A 14,986-nucleotide genomic window follows, 5' to 3' on the forward strand; every position below is an offset into this window, starting at 1 on the left:
GTTCATGACGGGAATAGCTCCTCTATATGCGCAAGCGCGTTCAAAGGCAAATTCTATCGCTGGCGGACGGCAATTTTCACGCCGGATTTTCAGAGCGTCAGCACGATCTTGCCGATATGTCCCGAGCTTTCCATCCGCCTGTGCGCCTCGGGCGCCTGCGTCAGGCTGAATGTGGAATCAATCACCGGCCTGCACAGCCCCTTTTCCAGCAGCGGCCAGACATGCCGTTTCAGCGCGGCGGCGATTGCGGCCTTGTCGGCGTCGGTGCGCGGGCGCAGCGCCGAACCGGTGTGATGCAGCCTTCTGGTCAGCAGCAGCCGCAGATCGACCAGCGCTTTCGATCCCTGCTGGAAGGCGATCTGGGCAATGCGTCCGTCCAGCGCGGCAGCCTCGTAATTGCGCTGCACGTAATCGCCGCCAATCATATCGAGGATGAGATCCGCCCCGTGCCCGCCAGTGATGCGTTTTGTTTCGGCGACAAAATCCGCCTCTTTGTAATTGACGGCGGCCTCGGCCCCCAATTCAAGGCATGCTGCGCATTTCGCGGCGCTGCCGGCGGTGGCGATGACGCGCGCGCCAAACGCCTTGCCGAGCTGGATCGCCGTGGTGCCGATGCCGGATGAACCGCCATGGACAAGAAACCATTCGTTGGTTTTCAGGCCGCCCCGCTCGAACACATTGACCCAGACCGTGAAAAAGGTCTCCGGAATTGCGGCGGCCTCAACCATGCTCAGGCCGGCTGGCACGGGCAGGGCGTGGGCAGCGGGCGCGCGCGCATATTCGGCATAACCACCGCCCGCAGTCAGCGCGCAGACCGCGTCGCCGGGCTGGAACTGGCGCACGTTCCGCCCTGCGGCGGCAACCTTTCCCGCAACCTCCAGGCCGGGCAGGTCGGACGCGCCGGGCGGCGGCGGATAGATGCCCATGCGCTGCATCACATCGGGCCGGTTCACGCCGGCAGCCTCGACCTTGATGAGAATGTCGTCGTCGCCGATCATGGGGATGGGCCTTTGCGCCGGCTTGAGCACATCCGGCCCGCCCGCGGCGGAAATTTCGATCACGTTCATCAGCATTCCGGTCGATCCTTGTTTCGGCGCATTGGCCTGCGGCATTCAGATGATATAATCAGGGTGCAACCAATCCGCGCGGAGGGCAAGATGGCGATTGATCCGGACGACATATTGGGCGCCGCGCCGCGCAAGGCCAGAGCGGCGTACGAACTCGGAGCGAATCTTGATGCGCTCTCCGTTCACGAGCTTGACGAACTTGCCGCCAGACTGCGCGAGGAACTGGAGCGTGTGGCGCAAATGCGCGCCCGCAAGCTGGCCTCCAAATCCATTGCCGATGGGTTTTTTAAAAGCTGAAGCCCGGATGGGACAAATTGCCGGATGCCGCTTGTCCCAAATTGGCACAGCTCGTTCAAAATGAGGCAAAGTTAATCCTCTGTTAAGGATTTTGCTTCATATTGATACTGACCTTTGCGACGTCCTTTCTTCCTTGCCGCATGGGTTCGTGACTCCCTGTTGGACTATCAGGCCATCTCCGGACATTTGAGATGGCCTTTTTTTGAAACAGCAGCGACGTGAAATAATTAATTGTGTGAATTAACTATATTTTCGCCATTATCTGGTCATGTAATGCGCATGGCGTTCATTTTGCATTATCCATAACAAAATATTGATTGCATCCCTGCGGATGTTGGATTACCGAATTCCATGAAGTGAGGCGCATGATCATGTCGAGCTTTCCCCCCCGATTTGCCGAATCCCCGGTCGCCATATCCATTGGCGGCAGGATGATCACGTCGCAGAGCTTCCGGGATCTGTTCCGGGAAGGCATGGCGCTGGTGGAGAAGGCCGCCGCCTATCTCGATGGCGAGGGCCGCAGCGCCGCCAAGGTTCTGCCGCGCACGCTGGCTTTGGCGTACACGTCCGAAAGCATGCGCCTGACCACGCGTCTGATGCATATCGCATCCTGGCTGCTCTATCAGCGCGCCCTGAACGAGGGCGAACTCACGCTCGAGGAGGCGCGCGCGGACAAGGCGAAAATGCGTTTTGCCGCGCAGGAACTTGTCTCGTCCGGCGGACAGTTTGAGCAGTTGCCTCCGGAATTGCAGGAGATATGCTTGCAATCCCTGCGCATTCAGCAGCGCATCCAGCACCTGGACTTGCTTCTGGCCGCCGAGACGGCGCCTGATATCGAGTTCCAGCGCCCCGTCAACACGCTTCAGCGCCATCTGGAAAATGCGTTTCCTGCGCCTGTCAGAGCCCCTATCCGCAACGTCTGAAACAATTTGCTCCGTATATTGCGCGCTGAACCACGGCCCGGTTCATTCCAAAGTACGCGCAGGTTTGCGAACACAGGTCCAGCCACGTTGACTCTGGCTGGCTAAGAATTCAATGCATTTAGAGTGGAAGAGGGCGCTGCTTTGACCTGAGCCGATAGCGCCGCCCATAAAAAAAGCTGCTCACATGTGAGCAGCTTTTAAGTCTGGCGGGGTTCAGCGGGCGAAATCAGGCGGGAATGCGCTCTTCAAATTCGCCGGGCTCGCGCAGCACATAGCCGCGGCCCCAGACGGTCTCGATATAATTGAGGCCTTCTGACGCATTGGCGAGCTTTTTGCGCAGCTTGCAGATGAACACGTCGATGATCTTCAGTTCCGGCTCGTCCATGCCGCCGTAAAGATGATTGAGGAACATTTCCTTGGTCAGCGTCGTGCCCTTGCGCAGCGAGAGCAGTTCCAGCATCTGGTATTCCTTGCCGGTCAGATGCACGCGGTTGCCGCCGACTTCGACGGTCTTCTGGTCAAGGTTAACGATGAGATCGCCGGTGACGATGATCGACTGGGCGTGACCCTTCGATCGGCGGACGATGGCATGGATGCGGGCGACGAGCTCATCCTTGTGGAAGGGCTTGGTCAGATAGTCGTCCGCGCCGAAGCCGAGACCCTTGACCTTGTCCTCGATGCCGGCAAGGCCGGAAAGAATTAAGATCGGCGTCTTGATTTTCGCGACGCGCAGCGAGCGCAGCACTTCATAGCCGGACATGTCGGGCAGGTTCAGGTCCAGCAGGATGATATCATAATCATAAAGCTTGCCGAGATCGATGCCTTCCTCGCCCAGATCGGTCGTATACACATTGAATGCTTCCGATTTGAGCATTAATTCAATACTTTGCGCTGTAGCGCTATCGTCTTCTATCAGAAGTACGCGCATGTTTTTTCCCCGCCCATGCCCCCAGGATCCTGCCTTGCCTTATGCGCTCAGATCCGGGCGGCAGCCCAAAATTAACTTCAGGGAGATTTCCCCTGTTACACTCGACTCAAAACTAAAGAACAATGGTTAACAAAGTCTAATTGAGCCGTGAAGGATTAAGAAAGAAAATTCTTTTCGCAGCGGCATATTTTTGCATGAGGCGCAGCGGCGGCACGCCTTTGTCCCGCATCAGCACATGTTTCTCGCGGTTTTCGGACAATTCCGCCGGATTTGGTAACAAAACAATAACCTCCCTCGGTCATACTGTATCTGTCTCGCGGTTCTTTTGACAATTTGGTTGGTCATTTCAGTTATATATCCAGTGGAGTAATGCGTATGAAATCCCGAGACAGTCTTCTTCGTCTCAAGCGCTTCCAGGTCGACGACCATCGTCGCCGGATCGCCAAAATCGAGTTGATGATCAACGAGTTCAGCCGCATGGTCATCGAGCTGGACAAAGAGATTATCTCCGAGGAGAGCAAGTCGGGCATCACCGACCCGACCCATTTCGCTTACCCGACCTATGCCCGCTCAGCCCGGGTGCGGCGTGACAATCTGAAGCAGTCCGTCGACGAACTGCGCGCGCAGATCGACGACCTGCGCGGACGCCTCGAACTGGCGCTGGAGGATCTTCAGAAAGTTGAGGCGCTGGATGGACGCGAGCGCAGCGAACTTCGCTCCGGCGACTCAAAGCATGTTGCTTCGCCGGGCATGATCGCCTGATAAACTGAATGCTGAAAATGCCTGTGTCCGGCTCCATTGGCGGCTGGACGCGTTTCGCTTCGCCTGCTAGGACAAGCTGTTCGTCTTGTCGGGGAATGCGGCTGGCGGTTTTGCCTTGCGGAACCGGTGAAGCCTTGCCGTAGCGGTGCGGAGCCATATGAAACGTCATCTGGACTATTTCTGGCCGGTCTTTGGCCTCAGCGCTTTAGCCTATTCGGTTTATCGGCTGTTTCATGGCGAGTTGAAAAATCTCTCTCTGGGAGATGTCGAGCAGAGTCTGTCGGCGATTTCCCTGCATCATTGGCTGTTTGCCGTGGGTGCTTCGTTCATCGCCTATGCCGCCCTCGCCTGGTATGACCGCATCGCTTTGATGCATCTCGGCCACAAGATGGGCTGGCGGTTCATTTCCATCGTTTCTTTCACCACTTATGCCCTTTCGCATAATATCGGCGCCTCGGTCTTTTCCGGGGCGGTGGTGCGATATCGTGCCTATTCCACCAAAGGGCTTTCCCTGAGCGAGGTGGGGCTTCTGGTTGCCTTCACGGCGTTCACCTTTGCGCTGGGCACAATATCCCTTGGCGGGATCGTGCTTCTGTTCGAACCCGAGGTGATGCTGCATATTGTCGATCTGCCGTTGCTGACGCTCCGGCTTATCGGTGTCGGCATGATCGGGTTCATCGTGCTGTATCTGCTGGGTTCGGCCTTCCGGTTTCCGCCGCTGACGATCCGCAGCCGTTCCCTGCCGGCGATCCGGATTGGCAGGTTCAATCTTGGCAAGCTGGCGACGCCTGCTGTTAACCTGGCCTATCCGGAGTTTGGCATCACCCTGCGCCAGCTCATGGCCGGGCCGCTGGAATTGCTCGGCGCCGCCGCGATTATCTATTTCGCGCTGCCTGAGGCGGGCAATCCGGGCTTTTTCACGATTCTGGGCGTGTTTCTCGCTTCATTTTCGGCCGCATTGATCAGCCACGCGCCCGGCGGGCTCGGCGTGCTGGAATTTGTCTTTGTCAAGGCGCTGCCGGATGCCTCGCGGGCCGATATCGTTGCCGCCCTGCTGGTCTGGCGCTTCCTTTATCTCATTCTGCCGCTGGCGCTCGCCATCGTCACCGTGCTCCTGTTTGAACGCCAGCGTCTTGCCGACAGATTGCGTCACATGGCTCACCACCGCGAGAAGAAGTAGAGCGAACATGTATCTGCCCGCGCATTTCCAGATCGACGATCCTGCGACGCAGCACGATCTGATCGCCGCGCATCCGCTGGGCATTCTCGTCTCGCATGGCGACGACGGGCTGACCGCCAATCCCGTGCCATTCGTGCTGGACCGCGATTTTGGCGTCCGCGGCCGGTTGCGCGCTCATCTTGCCCGCGCCAATCCGCAATGGCAGGTGTTTGCGGCACATCCCGATGCGCTGGTGATTTTTTCAGGCATCGATCATTACATCAGCCCGTCCTATTACCCCAGCAAGCAGGAAACCGGCAAGGTCGTGCCAACCTGGAACTATATTCAGGTGCATGTCTATGGCCGGGTGAAGATACATGACGATCCGGTCTGGGTCGGCGAGCAGATCGAGGCGCTGACCCGCAGCAATGAGGACAGCCGGGACAAGCCCTGGGCTGTCGGCGATGCGCCGGACGCTTTTATTGCCATGCAGAAGCGCGCTATAGTCGGATTGGAAATCGAAATCGCCCGCATCGAAGGCAAATGGAAACTCAGCCAGAACAGGACAGCCGCAGATCAGCAAGGTGTCAGGGCCGGTCTGGCGCAAGAAAAAAGCGCCGATGCGAGAGCAATGTCGGCGCTTGTTCCGTTCAAAATCGACTAATCAAATAATGTTCCGGCCGGTTGACCGTGACGTCGGTCAATATTACTGGCGGTAATGCTGGATACGTGTTGTGCGTAAACCGGCAAGGCCGTGCTGGTCGATTGAAATCTGCCAGGACAGGAATTCGTCCACGGTGAGCGTATAGCGGCTGCAGGCTTCCTCGAGAGAAAGAAGGCCGCCCCTGACTGCCGCAACCACTTCGGCTTTGCGCCGTATGACCCAGCGACGGGTATTGGAGGGCGGAAGATCTGCTATTGTGAGAGGACTTCCATCCGGCCCAATAACATATTTGACCCTCGGACGATGCGTTTCAACCATGTGACACTCGCTTGACAAAACTCATTACTCAATGACGTCACGGTAACGCAGGTTATTTAAAAAAGGCTGAAGTCATTATCGAGGATTTTAGCCAAAACCCATTGAAAATGCGTCCAATTCTTTCCAATTCATTAGAGCGGGCGCAAAAGTGTTTCTGAACGGTACAGGGCCGGCCGGGCAGATAAATATCTTGCATCTTTTCAAAAAAAACGTTTGAACATCTGACATGTGGAACTTCCGGCCTTGAACCGGAAAGGATCAAAGAGAATGAACGCACCCCTGAACAGCCTTGGTCTGGCCAAGGCGCCTGAAGATACGCGTGTTGTCGTTGCCATGTCCGGCGGCGTCGACTCGAGCGTTGTTGCTGCGCTGCTGCACAGCGAGGGCTATGACGTGCTCGGCATCACCCTGCAGCTTTATGATCACGGCGCCGCCGCGCATCGCAAGGGGTCCTGCTGCGCCGGGCAGGATATCTATGACGCGCAGCTTGTTGCCGAGCGGCTTGGCATTCCCCATTATGTCCTTGATTATGAGAGCCGCTTCCGCGCCAAGGTCATCGACGATTTTGCCTTGAGCTACGCGCGCGGCGAGACGCCGATTCCGTGCGTCGCCTGCAACCAGCATATCAAGTTCAACGATCTGTTTGAAACCGCGATAGAACTGGGCGCCGATATTCTGGCCACCGGCCATTATGTCGCCAGCCGGCCCGTCGGCGATCACCATGCGCTCTATCGCGCCGCCGATCCTGATCGCGACCAGAGTTATTTTCTTTTCGCCACCACGCCGGAGCAGCTCAGGATGCTGCGGTTTCCGCTCGGCGACATGACCAAGCCGGATGTGCGCGAACTGGCCCGTCGTTTCGGACTGGCCATTGCCGACAAGGCCGACAGCCAGGATATCTGCTTCGTGCCAAGCGGCAAATATACCGAAATCATCGAGCGCCTGAAGCCGGATGCGGTTCAGGCGGGTGAAATCATTCATGTCGACGGGCGGGTGCTCGGTCGCCATCAGGGCATCATCCATTATACGATCGGCCAGCGCCGGGGACTGGGCATCGCCAGCAGCGAGCCGCTCTATGTGGTCCGGCTCGATGCGGAGCGCGCGCAGGTGATTGTCGGGCCCCGTTCCATGCTGGCGACGAAATCCCTTGTCCTGCGCGACATCAACTGGCTGGGGGATGCGCCGCTTATGCATTTGCCGCCGGAGGGACTCGACCTTTTCGTCAAGGTGCGCTCGACGCGCGCGCCGGTCGCGGCGCATCTGCGCGTCGATGAGGATGAAGTGCGGGTTGATCTCCTCGAGGGCGAGGACGGCGTTTCACCGGGGCAGGCCTGCGTGTTTTATGAGAGCCTCGATCCGCGCAGCCGCGTTCTGGGCGGGGGCTTTATTCTTTCGACACATTTGCAACACCCCGTGCCAAATGCAGACGAGCGTGCGTCCTTTGCATTGAACGGCTGAGAGAATCATTTATGCTTTTGCAAAGCGTCGGCATGTTGGCCGGCGCTTTTCTTCTGACAGCAGGCAGTTTCAAGACATGACGGCAATCTCACTGGGCTATGGCAGGGCCGCGGGCCGGGCTATTGCGGCTGTCATTCTGACCGCGTTGTTTTTCGCCATTTCGGATTCCTTTGCCCAGTTGCAGACGCGCAGTCTGCCGCCGCTGGAAGTGGCCTGGCTGCGCTATCTTGTCTTCGTCGTGTTTCTGCTGCTGTGGCAGGGGCGCCGGTTTCTTGCGGCCCTGCGCACGCAACTGCCGGGCTGGCAGGTGGCGCGCGGCCTCTTTACCGTCATGTCGGCCATTGCTTTCGTGATGTCGCTGCAAAAGATGGCCATCGGCGATGCCACGGCGATTGCCTTTTCCGCGCCGTTTCTGATCATGGCTTTGTCCGTGCCCATGCTGGGCGAACATGTCGCCGGGCGGCGCTGGCTGGTGGCGATCATCGGCCTTGCCGGCGTTCTGGTGATCGTGCAGCCCGGCACGGGCGCTTTTCAATGGGCTGCGGTTCTGCCCTTCGTCGCGGCGCTCGGCTCCAGTCTTGCCATTCTGGCGACGCGCTTCATGAAGAACGAAAGCCCGATGTCCATGCTGGTTTACACCGGCCTTGTCGGCCTTGTCGTCATTTCGCTGGCCCTGCCCTGGCATTGGGTGACCCCGCAATGGTCTGATCTGGGTCTCACATTGATTGTCGGTGTCGCTGCCGCGCTGGCCAATATCACGTTGATCGCCGCCTATCGCGACGTGCCCGTGTCGATTGCCGCGCCGTTCAGCTATGTGCAGCTGGTATTCGCGGGGATGTTCGGCTTTCTGCTGTCGGGCTCCGCCCCGACGGCGCTGGCGCTGGTCGGTGCGGCGATGATCGCAATTTCCGGTATTTTTGGCGCATGGCTTGAAAATCAGGCCACATCCGCCTGATCAGGGCGCGAAGGCCTGTACCCAGGTTCCGCGCACCGTGCGCGCCTGCCCCTGGAATACGGCAATCACCGGCCCGCTTTCGCGTGTGATTTCAACCTCGTAGAGGCCGCTTCGGCCAGACCGGCTGATCTCGCGCGCCCGGGCGACAAGGCGGTCGCCCTCATGCGCGGGCGCAAGGTGATGGATCGAGGCGCTCTGGCTGACGGCGCGCTGGTTATGGCTGTTGGCCGCCAGAAGGAAGGCGCGTTCAGCCAGCGCGAAAATGGCCGCGCCGGAACACAGCCCAAGCGCATTCATCATCTCCGGCGTCACGCTGCACGACAGCACTGCCCGGCCGGGGCCGACGGAATCGACACGGATCCTGGCCTCCCGGAAGCCGGGATCACGCGCCTGCATCGCCTTACTGACATTTTCGGCCAGATGAGCCGCAAGATCCATGCCCTGTGCCTCCCGTTCAGGCATATACCGGTTCAGCGCTTCCCCTTGCCCGGATTGGCGTTGTCGCGTTCCGGCCTTTTCCGGTAGCCTTCGCCCTTGAAGCCGGCTTTGCCCGGATATGCGGGCTTTTCGCTGCGCTCCGGCCGCTTGTCTGCGCCATAGGCGGGCTTATGCGTGTCTCTTGCCGGTTTCCGGCTGGGTGGGGCGGCGGTCGCCGGCTCGATGCGTATATCCTTGTCGTCGGCATGGCGCGCCGCGGCGGCAAAGCGCGTGGCATATTCCTGCGCGATTTCGAAGCGCGTGTCGCGGTCGAAAATCTTGATCGAGCCGATCTCGCGCTTGGTGACATGGCCATGGCGGCAGATCAGCGGGATGAGCCATTTCGGATCCGCGTTCTTCTCCCGGCCGATATTGAGACGGAACCAGACGAATTCGCCCGAAAGCGCTCTGGCATCATTGTCATAGAGCAGTGGTTCGTGCCGCTTGTGCTTTTCGCGCGGGCCGCGATCCTGCATCGACGGACTTTCGAGCAGGTCTTCCGGCGCGGGCAGGCGGGTGCGGAACAGCCGCGCCAGCGCCAGAGCAAGATCCTGCGCGCTGCGCTTTTCCAGCAGCGCGGCAGCGAGATTCTGGTCATCCTCGGTCGATTCATCGGTGAAGATCGCGTCATTGATCAGGCGTTCCTGATCCTTGGCGTGAATTTCGGCCGCCGATGGCGGATTGCACCATGTGGCCTGAACATTGGCCTGCATCAGCAGGCCTTCAGCGCGGCGCCGGCGCGTGTGCGGCACGAGCAGAACGCACAGGCCCTTGCGCCCCGCGCGTCCGGTTCTTCCCGAGCGGTGGAGCAGCGTGTCCCGGTTGTTGGGAAGATCGGCGTGGATGACAAGGCCAAGATCCGGGAGATCAAGTCCGCGCGCCGCGACATCCGTGGCCACGCAGACACGCGCGCGCCCGTCGCGCAGCGCTTGCAGCGCGTGGTTGCGCTCGTTCTGGCTCAGTTCGCCCGAAAGCGCAACGGCGCCGAAGCCGCGCTCCACCAGTGAGGCCTGCAAATGGCGCACGCCTTCACGCGTCGCACAAAAGATCATGGCGGCGCCTGTATCGAAGAAGCGTAAAATGTTGACGATCGCATGTTCGATATCGTTGGGCGCAATGCGCATCGCCCGATATTCGATATCGCCATGCTGCTGGTTGCGCACCAGAGTGTCGATACGCACGCTGTCCTGCTGATATTGCCGCGCCAGCGCGACAATTTCCTTCGGCAGCGTCGCCGAGAACAGCAGCGTGCGCCGCTCCACCGGCGCAGCTTCAAGAATGAATGTCAGATCTTCGCGAAAGCCGAGATCGAGCATTTCATCGGCTTCATCCAGCACCACGGCCCGCAATTTGGAAATATCAAGCTGGCCGCGCTCGAGATGGTCGCGCAAACGGCCCGGTGTGCCCACAACTATATGACATCCGGCGCTCAGCGCGCGAAATTCCCGCCGCGCATCCATGCCACCAACGCAGGAGACGATTTTCGCGCCCGCCTCTGCATAAAGCCAGACCAGTTCCCGGTGCACCTGCAGCGCCAGTTCGCGCGTCGGCGCAATGATGAGCGCCAGCGGCTCGGCGGCTGCGGGCAGGCGGTCTGCGCCGCCAAAAAGGTTGGTGGCCATGGCCAGTCCGAATGCCACGGTCTTGCCGGAACCGGTCTGGGCCGAGACAAGCAGATCCTTGTCATTGGCTTTGGCTTCGAGCACGGCGCGCTGCACCGGGGTAGGTTCAAGATAATCGCGTTTTTTCAGCGCGCTGTCGAGCGCCGGATGCACGGAAGGAAAAGTCATCAGAATGTTCAAAACCTCTTGCCCGGTCTCCGAAGCAACCACCGGTTGAGCGTTCAACCTGTCCGTCGGAGCATTTCGGGCACTGTCTGAATGCAATAAACGATTTTGCATCAAAGCGCCATGACCCTCTGCGGTTGAAATTCAATGCCCTGAAACTTTTGCTTGTAAGATGCGAAATAGGCTTTCATCCTCAACGGGATGGAGGATTGATTCTCAATGAAAAGAAAAAGGGCGAAACGCCTTTCCGAGCCCGAGCAGGCGCTGGTGCAATATGCGACCATCGTGTGGCGGCGGGCGCAATCCGGCGCGGTCGAGGTTTTGCTGGTCACTTCGCGGGAGACGGGCCGCTGGGTTATTCCCAAAGGCTGGCCGATGAAGGCGCGAAAACCACATGAGGCCGCAGCGACCGAGGCGCTCGAGGAGGCGGGCGTGATCGGCAAGACCAAAACCAAGCCCGTCGGAACATTCGATTATTTCAAGCGGCGGGTCGATCATTTCGCGCCGGTGAAGGTCGCCGTCTTTCTTATGGAATTCAAGGCGCAGGCGGCAAACTGGCGTGAACAGGGCCAGCGGCGGCTGCTTTGGACATCGCCTGAAAACGCCGCCGATCTCGTTGACGAAACGGGGCTTCAGCATATCCTCTCGCATCTGACGCAGGATCTGCCGCAGAAGAAGCAAAAGAAAAAGAAGCGCCCTTCAGCTGACAGCCTCGGCGCTGTAGCGGGCAATTAGGCCGGTACGGATCGCGGTTCTGTAAACGCTCAGGAAAACATATATGGCAAGGCCGAGGTAGAGGCAGGCCAGCGTCAGCGCCACAGCCAGCGGCCCTGCGGCAAAAGCTCCACCATGCGCCGCCATGCGCATGCCCTCGAAGACATAGGAAGGCGGCATCGCCAGCGCTATGGCCTGCATCCAGCCGGGAAGAATGTTCAGCGGGTAAAATACACAGGCAAACGGCGACAGAATGGCCGGTATGGGCCAGATCAGCCATTCCGCAGCCGGGCCAAGACGCAGCACGAAGGCGCTGCCGAGAATGCCGAGCGCCAGTCCGAACAGAAACAACACCAGAATGAAGGGCAGGATAGCCAGTCCGTAAAGCGCAAAACTCAGGCCGAAGGCGAGATAGGCCGTGAGCAGCATCGCAGAGAGCCCGAGCAGGCTGGTCATGATGCCGGTGATCACAAGTCCGGCAATATATTCGCCGACCGAAAGGGGCGTGGCAAAGAAATTGAGAAAATTGCGCGACCAGACATCCTCGAAAAAAGCCATGGTCACACCCTGCATGACACGGGTAAGAAAATCCCAGAGCAGCACCGCGCCCAGCAGGGCCGAAAACGCGCCCAGACCGCTGCTTGCGATCTTGTTGAGATAGAGTGTGAAGAAGCCCCAGAGCACAATATCGATCGTCACCCAGGCGAACATCGGCAAAAGCCGCGACGGGCTGCCGCGCAGCAGATAGATCTGGCGCAGGATGATTGCGAAAATGCGGCGCAGGCTCATGCGGCGCTCTCCTCATCGGGGGCGATGTCGCGCGCGATCCCCACAAAAAGCTCCTCCAGCGACGCCTTGCCATGGGCGGCGGGCAGCGATTTCGGATCGCCGCTCAGCAAAATCCGCCCCTGCGAGAGAATGAGAATCCGGTCGCACACATCCTCGACCTCATACATGTTATGGCTTGTCCAGAGCACGGCGCCCTGACGCTCTTTCGCAAAGCGATGAATATGACGGCGGATGTCCTGCGCATTGGCCGGGTCGATCGAAGCTGTCGGCTCATCGAGCAGCAGCAGTTGCGGCGCGTTGAGCATGGCCTTGGCCAGCAGAACCCGGCTTTGCTCGCCCGACGACAGCAGGCCGCAGCGCGTGCGGCGAAATTGCAGCAGCTCATATTCGGCCAGCAGTTCGCTGATGCGGGCCGTAAGATTCGCCACGCCATAAATCATTCCGAAGATGCGCAGATTCTGCTCGACGGTGAGATTGCCCGGCAGGGGCGCGTAAACGGCGGCAAAATTGGTGCAGGCGAGCGCAGCGCGCCGCTCATGCGCGACATCATGCCCCTGAATGGTGATGCGCCCCGCTGTGGGTTCCAGAACGGCGAGAATCATGTTGATGGTGGTGCTCTTGCCCGCGCCGTTAAGACCGATAAGGCCAACGATTTCGCCTTTGCCGATTTCGAAGGAAATGCGATCCACGGCCGGCCTCGTGCCATAGATCTTGCTGAGCGAGTCGACTTTCAGGACGGGCTGCATTTTCGGCTTTGACCTGCTGCGGCTGGAACGTGCGGATTGAGCCGCGAGCTATAAAGGCAATCGCGCCAAATTCAAAGGGGAGGCGATTGTTCGCCTCCCCTTGCGTCGGTGTATTCGAGAATGCCGCGACAGACCCCGCGTTACTGAAACAGCTTGACCGCGCTTTCCATTGTTTTCCATATGCCCCACGAGATCGGCAGGCAAACGGCGGCCCAGGCGAGGACAGCTGTGAGATTCAGTGCGCCGCCACGACCAATGCCAAAGGAGCCGGCGGCTCCGGCGCTGGCTTTTCCAGCCTTGGCTTTGGCCGTCTCCCGGGGCATCAGCCATTTTGCGGCAACCGGCCGCACGAGGGCATTGCAGATCAGGCCGATGATCAGAAACGACGAGAGAATGTAGAGTGTCCTGTCGTAGACGAGCGCCCGCTCGACGCCGGCCTGAATCTGCGCATCGCGGATATAGCCCACGATAAACGGGCCGACGACCCCGGCGGTCGACCATGCGGTCAGCAGGCGGCCATGAATGGCGCCGACAAAGCGTGTTCCGAATATGTCGGCAAGATAGGCCGGCACTGTGGAAAAGCCGCCGCCATACATGGACAGGATCACGCAGAGCGCCGCGACAAACAGCGCCTTCTGGCCGCCGTGGGCGAGTGTGGGCGCCAGAGCGTAAAGTCCGATACCCAGGCCGAAAAACACGAAATAGGTTGTTTTGCGCCCGATTTTGTCGGAAAGCGAAGCCCAGAAGAAACGTCCGGCAATGTTGAACAGCGACAACAGGCCGACAAAGCCCGCTGCAATCGTGGCGATCATTGTTTTCTGGGTCGGATCGAGCGCGGCGAATCCGGTTTCCGGATGGCCGATCAGCGCGCCGCCGAAGATTTCCTGCAGCATCGGCGAAGCCATGGCCAGAACGCCGATACCGGCCGAGACATTGAGGCAGAGGACGGCCCAGATCAGCCAGAATTGCGGGGTCTTGTGCGCGTTTTCAAGCGCGACGGCATCCCGGGTCACCATTGCACCCGACGCGCTGTCCGGCGGCGTCCAGCCCTCCGGCTGCCAGCCTTCCGGCGAGACCCTGTATCCCAGAGCGCCGGCTGACATGAAGATGAAATAGCCTATGCCCATGACCAGCATCGTCTGCCAGGCGCCGACCGAGGATTCGGTTTTGAAATGGTTCATCAGCAGATTTGCCAGCGGGGAGCCGATCATCGCGCCGCCGCCAAATCCCATAATGGCCATTCCGGTTGCCATGCCGCGACGGTCCGGAAACCATTTGACCAATGTCGACACCGGCGAAATATAGCCCAGTCCCAGCCCGATGCCGCCCAGAACACCCAGAGACAGCCAGATGATCCAGAGCTGATGGACGTAGATGCCCAAAGCGGAAAGAACGAATCCGCCGCCCCAGCAGACCGCGGCTGCAAGGCCGGCCTTGCGCGGCCCCGCGCGTTCCAGCCAGCCGCCGAACAGTGCCGCCGAGAGGCCGAGAAATACAATTCCGATGGTGAATGTGATCAGAAGGTCGCTGACCCGCCAGTTGCAGCTTGTCGTCACCAGAGCGTCGAGCACGCCCATGGTTTTGCACGCTTCGGGCTGAGCGCCGGGTATGGCGCGGCTGAGTGGAAGCCAGAAGACGCTCAGTCCATAGGACATTCCGATGCACAGATGAATGGCAAGCGCTGCGGGCGGCACAAGCCAGCGGTTAAATCCCTGCCGGGCGACAGTATGGCTGCGGTCAAGCCATCCATGGCTGGCTGTCTGGGTTGATGAAGTCATATTTGTTTCTCTCCCTTACGTATTACCTGAATGCTAAAAATTCAGGATCATTATTTTTTTGAATCAGATAGTGCGGACTGCTTTATAGGGAAGATAAAAAATCCAAAATATTATAAGACTTTAGTATCAGAATTATTATTCCATGGAAATTTTCTTATATCCGA

General features: G+C 59.2%; 16 protein-coding genes. 8 read left to right on the plus strand and 8 right to left on the minus strand.

Annotation, left to right across the window (positions count from 1 at the left end; all coding sequences use genetic code 11):
- Nucleotides 1-89: 89 nt before the first annotated feature.
- Nucleotides 90-1,073 carry an NAD(P)H-quinone oxidoreductase gene (locus AC0N03_RS04945; RefSeq protein WP_474287455.1) on the minus strand — a complete coding sequence of 328 codons (984 nt, stop codon included), beginning with the start codon at nucleotides 1,071-1,073 and terminating at the stop codon, nucleotides 90-92.
- An 84-nt stretch (nucleotides 1,074-1,157) separates the two neighbouring features.
- Between AC0N03_RS04945 and AC0N03_RS04950 the strand changes: the two genes are divergently transcribed.
- Together AC0N03_RS04950 and rcdA are read left to right on the plus strand one after the other, a co-directional pair.
- Entirely contained in the window at nucleotides 1,158-1,364 is a 207-nt protein-coding gene (locus AC0N03_RS04950; RefSeq protein ID WP_474287456.1) for a DUF1192 family protein, read from the plus strand.
- 371 nt (nucleotides 1,365-1,735) lie between these two features.
- Nucleotides 1,736-2,287, plus strand: a complete 552-nt coding sequence (gene rcdA, locus AC0N03_RS04955) for a protease adaptor protein RcdA (RefSeq protein ID WP_474287458.1) — start codon at nucleotides 1,736-1,738, stop codon at nucleotides 2,285-2,287.
- Between the two features lie 226 nt (nucleotides 2,288-2,513).
- On the opposite strand, the gene ctrA is transcribed toward rcdA, so the two are convergent.
- Nucleotides 2,514-3,215 (minus strand): response regulator transcription factor CtrA, encoded by a 702-nt coding sequence (gene ctrA / locus AC0N03_RS04960; protein WP_474287459.1) that lies wholly within the window; start codon nucleotides 3,213-3,215, stop codon nucleotides 2,514-2,516.
- Between the two features lie 375 nt (nucleotides 3,216-3,590).
- Here ctrA and AC0N03_RS04965 point away from each other — a divergent pair, with 375 nt between their 5' ends.
- The 3 genes from AC0N03_RS04965 to AC0N03_RS04975 all read left to right on the plus strand — a co-directional run bounded on the left by AC0N03_RS04965 (nucleotide 3,591) and on the right by AC0N03_RS04975 (nucleotide 5,800).
- Nucleotides 3,591-3,977, plus strand: a complete 387-nt coding sequence (locus AC0N03_RS04965; protein WP_474287460.1) for a flagellar export protein FliJ — start codon at nucleotides 3,591-3,593, stop codon at nucleotides 3,975-3,977.
- A gap of 157 nt (nucleotides 3,978-4,134) precedes the next feature.
- Nucleotides 4,135-5,157 (plus strand): lysylphosphatidylglycerol synthase domain-containing protein, encoded by a 1,023-nt coding sequence (locus AC0N03_RS04970; protein WP_474287461.1) that lies wholly within the window; start codon nucleotides 4,135-4,137, stop codon nucleotides 5,155-5,157.
- A 7-nt stretch (nucleotides 5,158-5,164) separates the two neighbouring features.
- Complete coding sequence (locus tag AC0N03_RS04975) at nucleotides 5,165-5,800, plus strand: FMN-binding negative transcriptional regulator (RefSeq protein ID WP_474287462.1); 636 nt, start codon at nucleotides 5,165-5,167, stop codon at nucleotides 5,798-5,800.
- A gap of 42 nt (nucleotides 5,801-5,842) precedes the next feature.
- Here AC0N03_RS04975 and sciP read toward each other — a convergent pair whose 3' ends face one another.
- Complete coding sequence (gene sciP / locus AC0N03_RS04980) at nucleotides 5,843-6,118, minus strand: CtrA inhibitor SciP (RefSeq protein WP_474287463.1); 276 nt, start codon at nucleotides 6,116-6,118, stop codon at nucleotides 5,843-5,845.
- 267 nt (nucleotides 6,119-6,385) lie between these two features.
- Between sciP and mnmA the strand changes: the two genes are divergently transcribed.
- The gene (gene mnmA, locus AC0N03_RS04985; protein WP_474287465.1) at nucleotides 6,386-7,576 is read left to right on the plus strand and encodes a tRNA 2-thiouridine(34) synthase MnmA; all 1,191 of its coding nucleotides are present in this window, start codon (nucleotides 6,386-6,388) and stop codon (nucleotides 7,574-7,576) included.
- A 76-nt stretch (nucleotides 7,577-7,652) separates the two neighbouring features.
- Nucleotides 7,653-8,531: a DMT family transporter gene (locus tag AC0N03_RS04990; protein WP_474287466.1), complete on the plus strand. Its 879-nt coding sequence runs from the start codon at nucleotides 7,653-7,655 to the stop codon at nucleotides 8,529-8,531.
- Here AC0N03_RS04990 and AC0N03_RS04995 read toward each other — a convergent pair whose 3' ends face one another.
- Nucleotides 8,532-8,993 (minus strand): PaaI family thioesterase, encoded by a 462-nt coding sequence (locus AC0N03_RS04995; protein ID WP_474287467.1) that lies wholly within the window; start codon nucleotides 8,991-8,993, stop codon nucleotides 8,532-8,534. It abuts the gene before it with no gap.
- Between the two features lie 8 nt (nucleotides 8,994-9,001).
- Nucleotides 9,002-10,798 carry a DEAD/DEAH box helicase gene (locus tag AC0N03_RS05000; protein ID WP_474287469.1) on the minus strand — a complete coding sequence of 599 codons (1,797 nt, stop codon included), beginning with the start codon at nucleotides 10,796-10,798 and terminating at the stop codon, nucleotides 9,002-9,004.
- A gap of 216 nt (nucleotides 10,799-11,014) precedes the next feature.
- On the opposite strand from AC0N03_RS05000, the gene AC0N03_RS05005 reads away from it, so the two are divergent.
- Nucleotides 11,015-11,530, plus strand: a complete 516-nt coding sequence (locus AC0N03_RS05005; protein WP_474287471.1) for an NUDIX hydrolase — start codon at nucleotides 11,015-11,017, stop codon at nucleotides 11,528-11,530.
- On the opposite strand, the gene AC0N03_RS05010 is transcribed toward AC0N03_RS05005, so the two are convergent.
- The 3 genes from AC0N03_RS05010 to AC0N03_RS05020 all read right to left on the minus strand — a co-directional run bounded on the left by AC0N03_RS05010 (nucleotide 11,495) and on the right by AC0N03_RS05020 (nucleotide 14,822).
- Entirely contained in the window at nucleotides 11,495-12,298 is an 804-nt protein-coding gene (locus AC0N03_RS05010) for an ABC transporter permease (protein WP_474287472.1), read from the minus strand. The two genes, AC0N03_RS05005 and AC0N03_RS05010, sit on opposite strands and share 36 nt — an antisense overlap.
- Entirely contained in the window at nucleotides 12,295-13,044 is a 750-nt protein-coding gene (locus AC0N03_RS05015) for an ABC transporter ATP-binding protein (RefSeq protein WP_474287473.1), read from the minus strand. Before AC0N03_RS05015 ends, AC0N03_RS05010 begins: the two co-directional genes overlap by 4 nt.
- 140 nt (nucleotides 13,045-13,184) lie before the next feature.
- Nucleotides 13,185-14,822 (minus strand): OFA family MFS transporter, encoded by a 1,638-nt coding sequence (locus AC0N03_RS05020; RefSeq protein WP_474287474.1) that lies wholly within the window; start codon nucleotides 14,820-14,822, stop codon nucleotides 13,185-13,187.
- Between the last annotated feature and the right edge of the window lie 164 nt (nucleotides 14,823-14,986).

The organism is Methylocystis sp. sgz306128, assembly GCF_056032725.1.

Bases quoted from the DNA above. Each gene is read 5' to 3' on its own strand.
- AC0N03_RS05005 (WP_474287471.1), top strand. From the start codon at position 11,015: ATGAAAAGAAAAAGGGCGAAACGCCTTTCCGAGCCCGAGCAGGCGCTG.
- AC0N03_RS04965 (WP_474287460.1), top strand. From the start codon at position 3,591: ATGAAATCCCGAGACAGTCTTCTTCGTCTCAAGCGCTTCCAGGTCGAC.
- AC0N03_RS05000 (WP_474287469.1), bottom strand. From the start codon at position 10,798: ATGACTTTTCCTTCCGTGCATCCGGCGCTCGACAGCGCGCTGAAAAAA.
- AC0N03_RS05010 (WP_474287472.1), bottom strand. From the start codon at position 12,298: ATGAGCCTGCGCCGCATTTTCGCAATCATCCTGCGCCAGATCTATCTG.
- mnmA (WP_474287465.1), top strand. From the start codon at position 6,386: ATGAACGCACCCCTGAACAGCCTTGGTCTGGCCAAGGCGCCTGAAGAT.
- AC0N03_RS04990 (WP_474287466.1), top strand. From the start codon at position 7,653: ATGACGGCAATCTCACTGGGCTATGGCAGGGCCGCGGGCCGGGCTATT.
- AC0N03_RS04945 (WP_474287455.1), bottom strand. From the start codon at position 1,073: ATGCTGATGAACGTGATCGAAATTTCCGCCGCGGGCGGGCCGGATGTG.
- AC0N03_RS05015 (WP_474287473.1), bottom strand. From the start codon at position 13,044: ATGCAGCCCGTCCTGAAAGTCGACTCGCTCAGCAAGATCTATGGCACG.
- AC0N03_RS04975 (WP_474287462.1), top strand. From the start codon at position 5,165: ATGTATCTGCCCGCGCATTTCCAGATCGACGATCCTGCGACGCAGCAC.
- AC0N03_RS04970 (WP_474287461.1), top strand. From the start codon at position 4,135: ATGAAACGTCATCTGGACTATTTCTGGCCGGTCTTTGGCCTCAGCGCT.
- AC0N03_RS05020 (WP_474287474.1), bottom strand. From the start codon at position 14,822: ATGACTTCATCAACCCAGACAGCCAGCCATGGATGGCTTGACCGCAGC.
- AC0N03_RS04995 (WP_474287467.1), bottom strand. From the start codon at position 8,993: ATGCCTGAACGGGAGGCACAGGGCATGGATCTTGCGGCTCATCTGGCC.
- rcdA (WP_474287458.1), top strand. From the start codon at position 1,736: ATGTCGAGCTTTCCCCCCCGATTTGCCGAATCCCCGGTCGCCATATCC.
- sciP (WP_474287463.1), bottom strand. From the start codon at position 6,118: ATGGTTGAAACGCATCGTCCGAGGGTCAAATATGTTATTGGGCCGGAT.
- ctrA (WP_474287459.1), bottom strand. From the start codon at position 3,215: ATGCGCGTACTTCTGATAGAAGACGATAGCGCTACAGCGCAAAGTATT.
- AC0N03_RS04950 (WP_474287456.1), top strand. From the start codon at position 1,158: ATGGCGATTGATCCGGACGACATATTGGGCGCCGCGCCGCGCAAGGCC.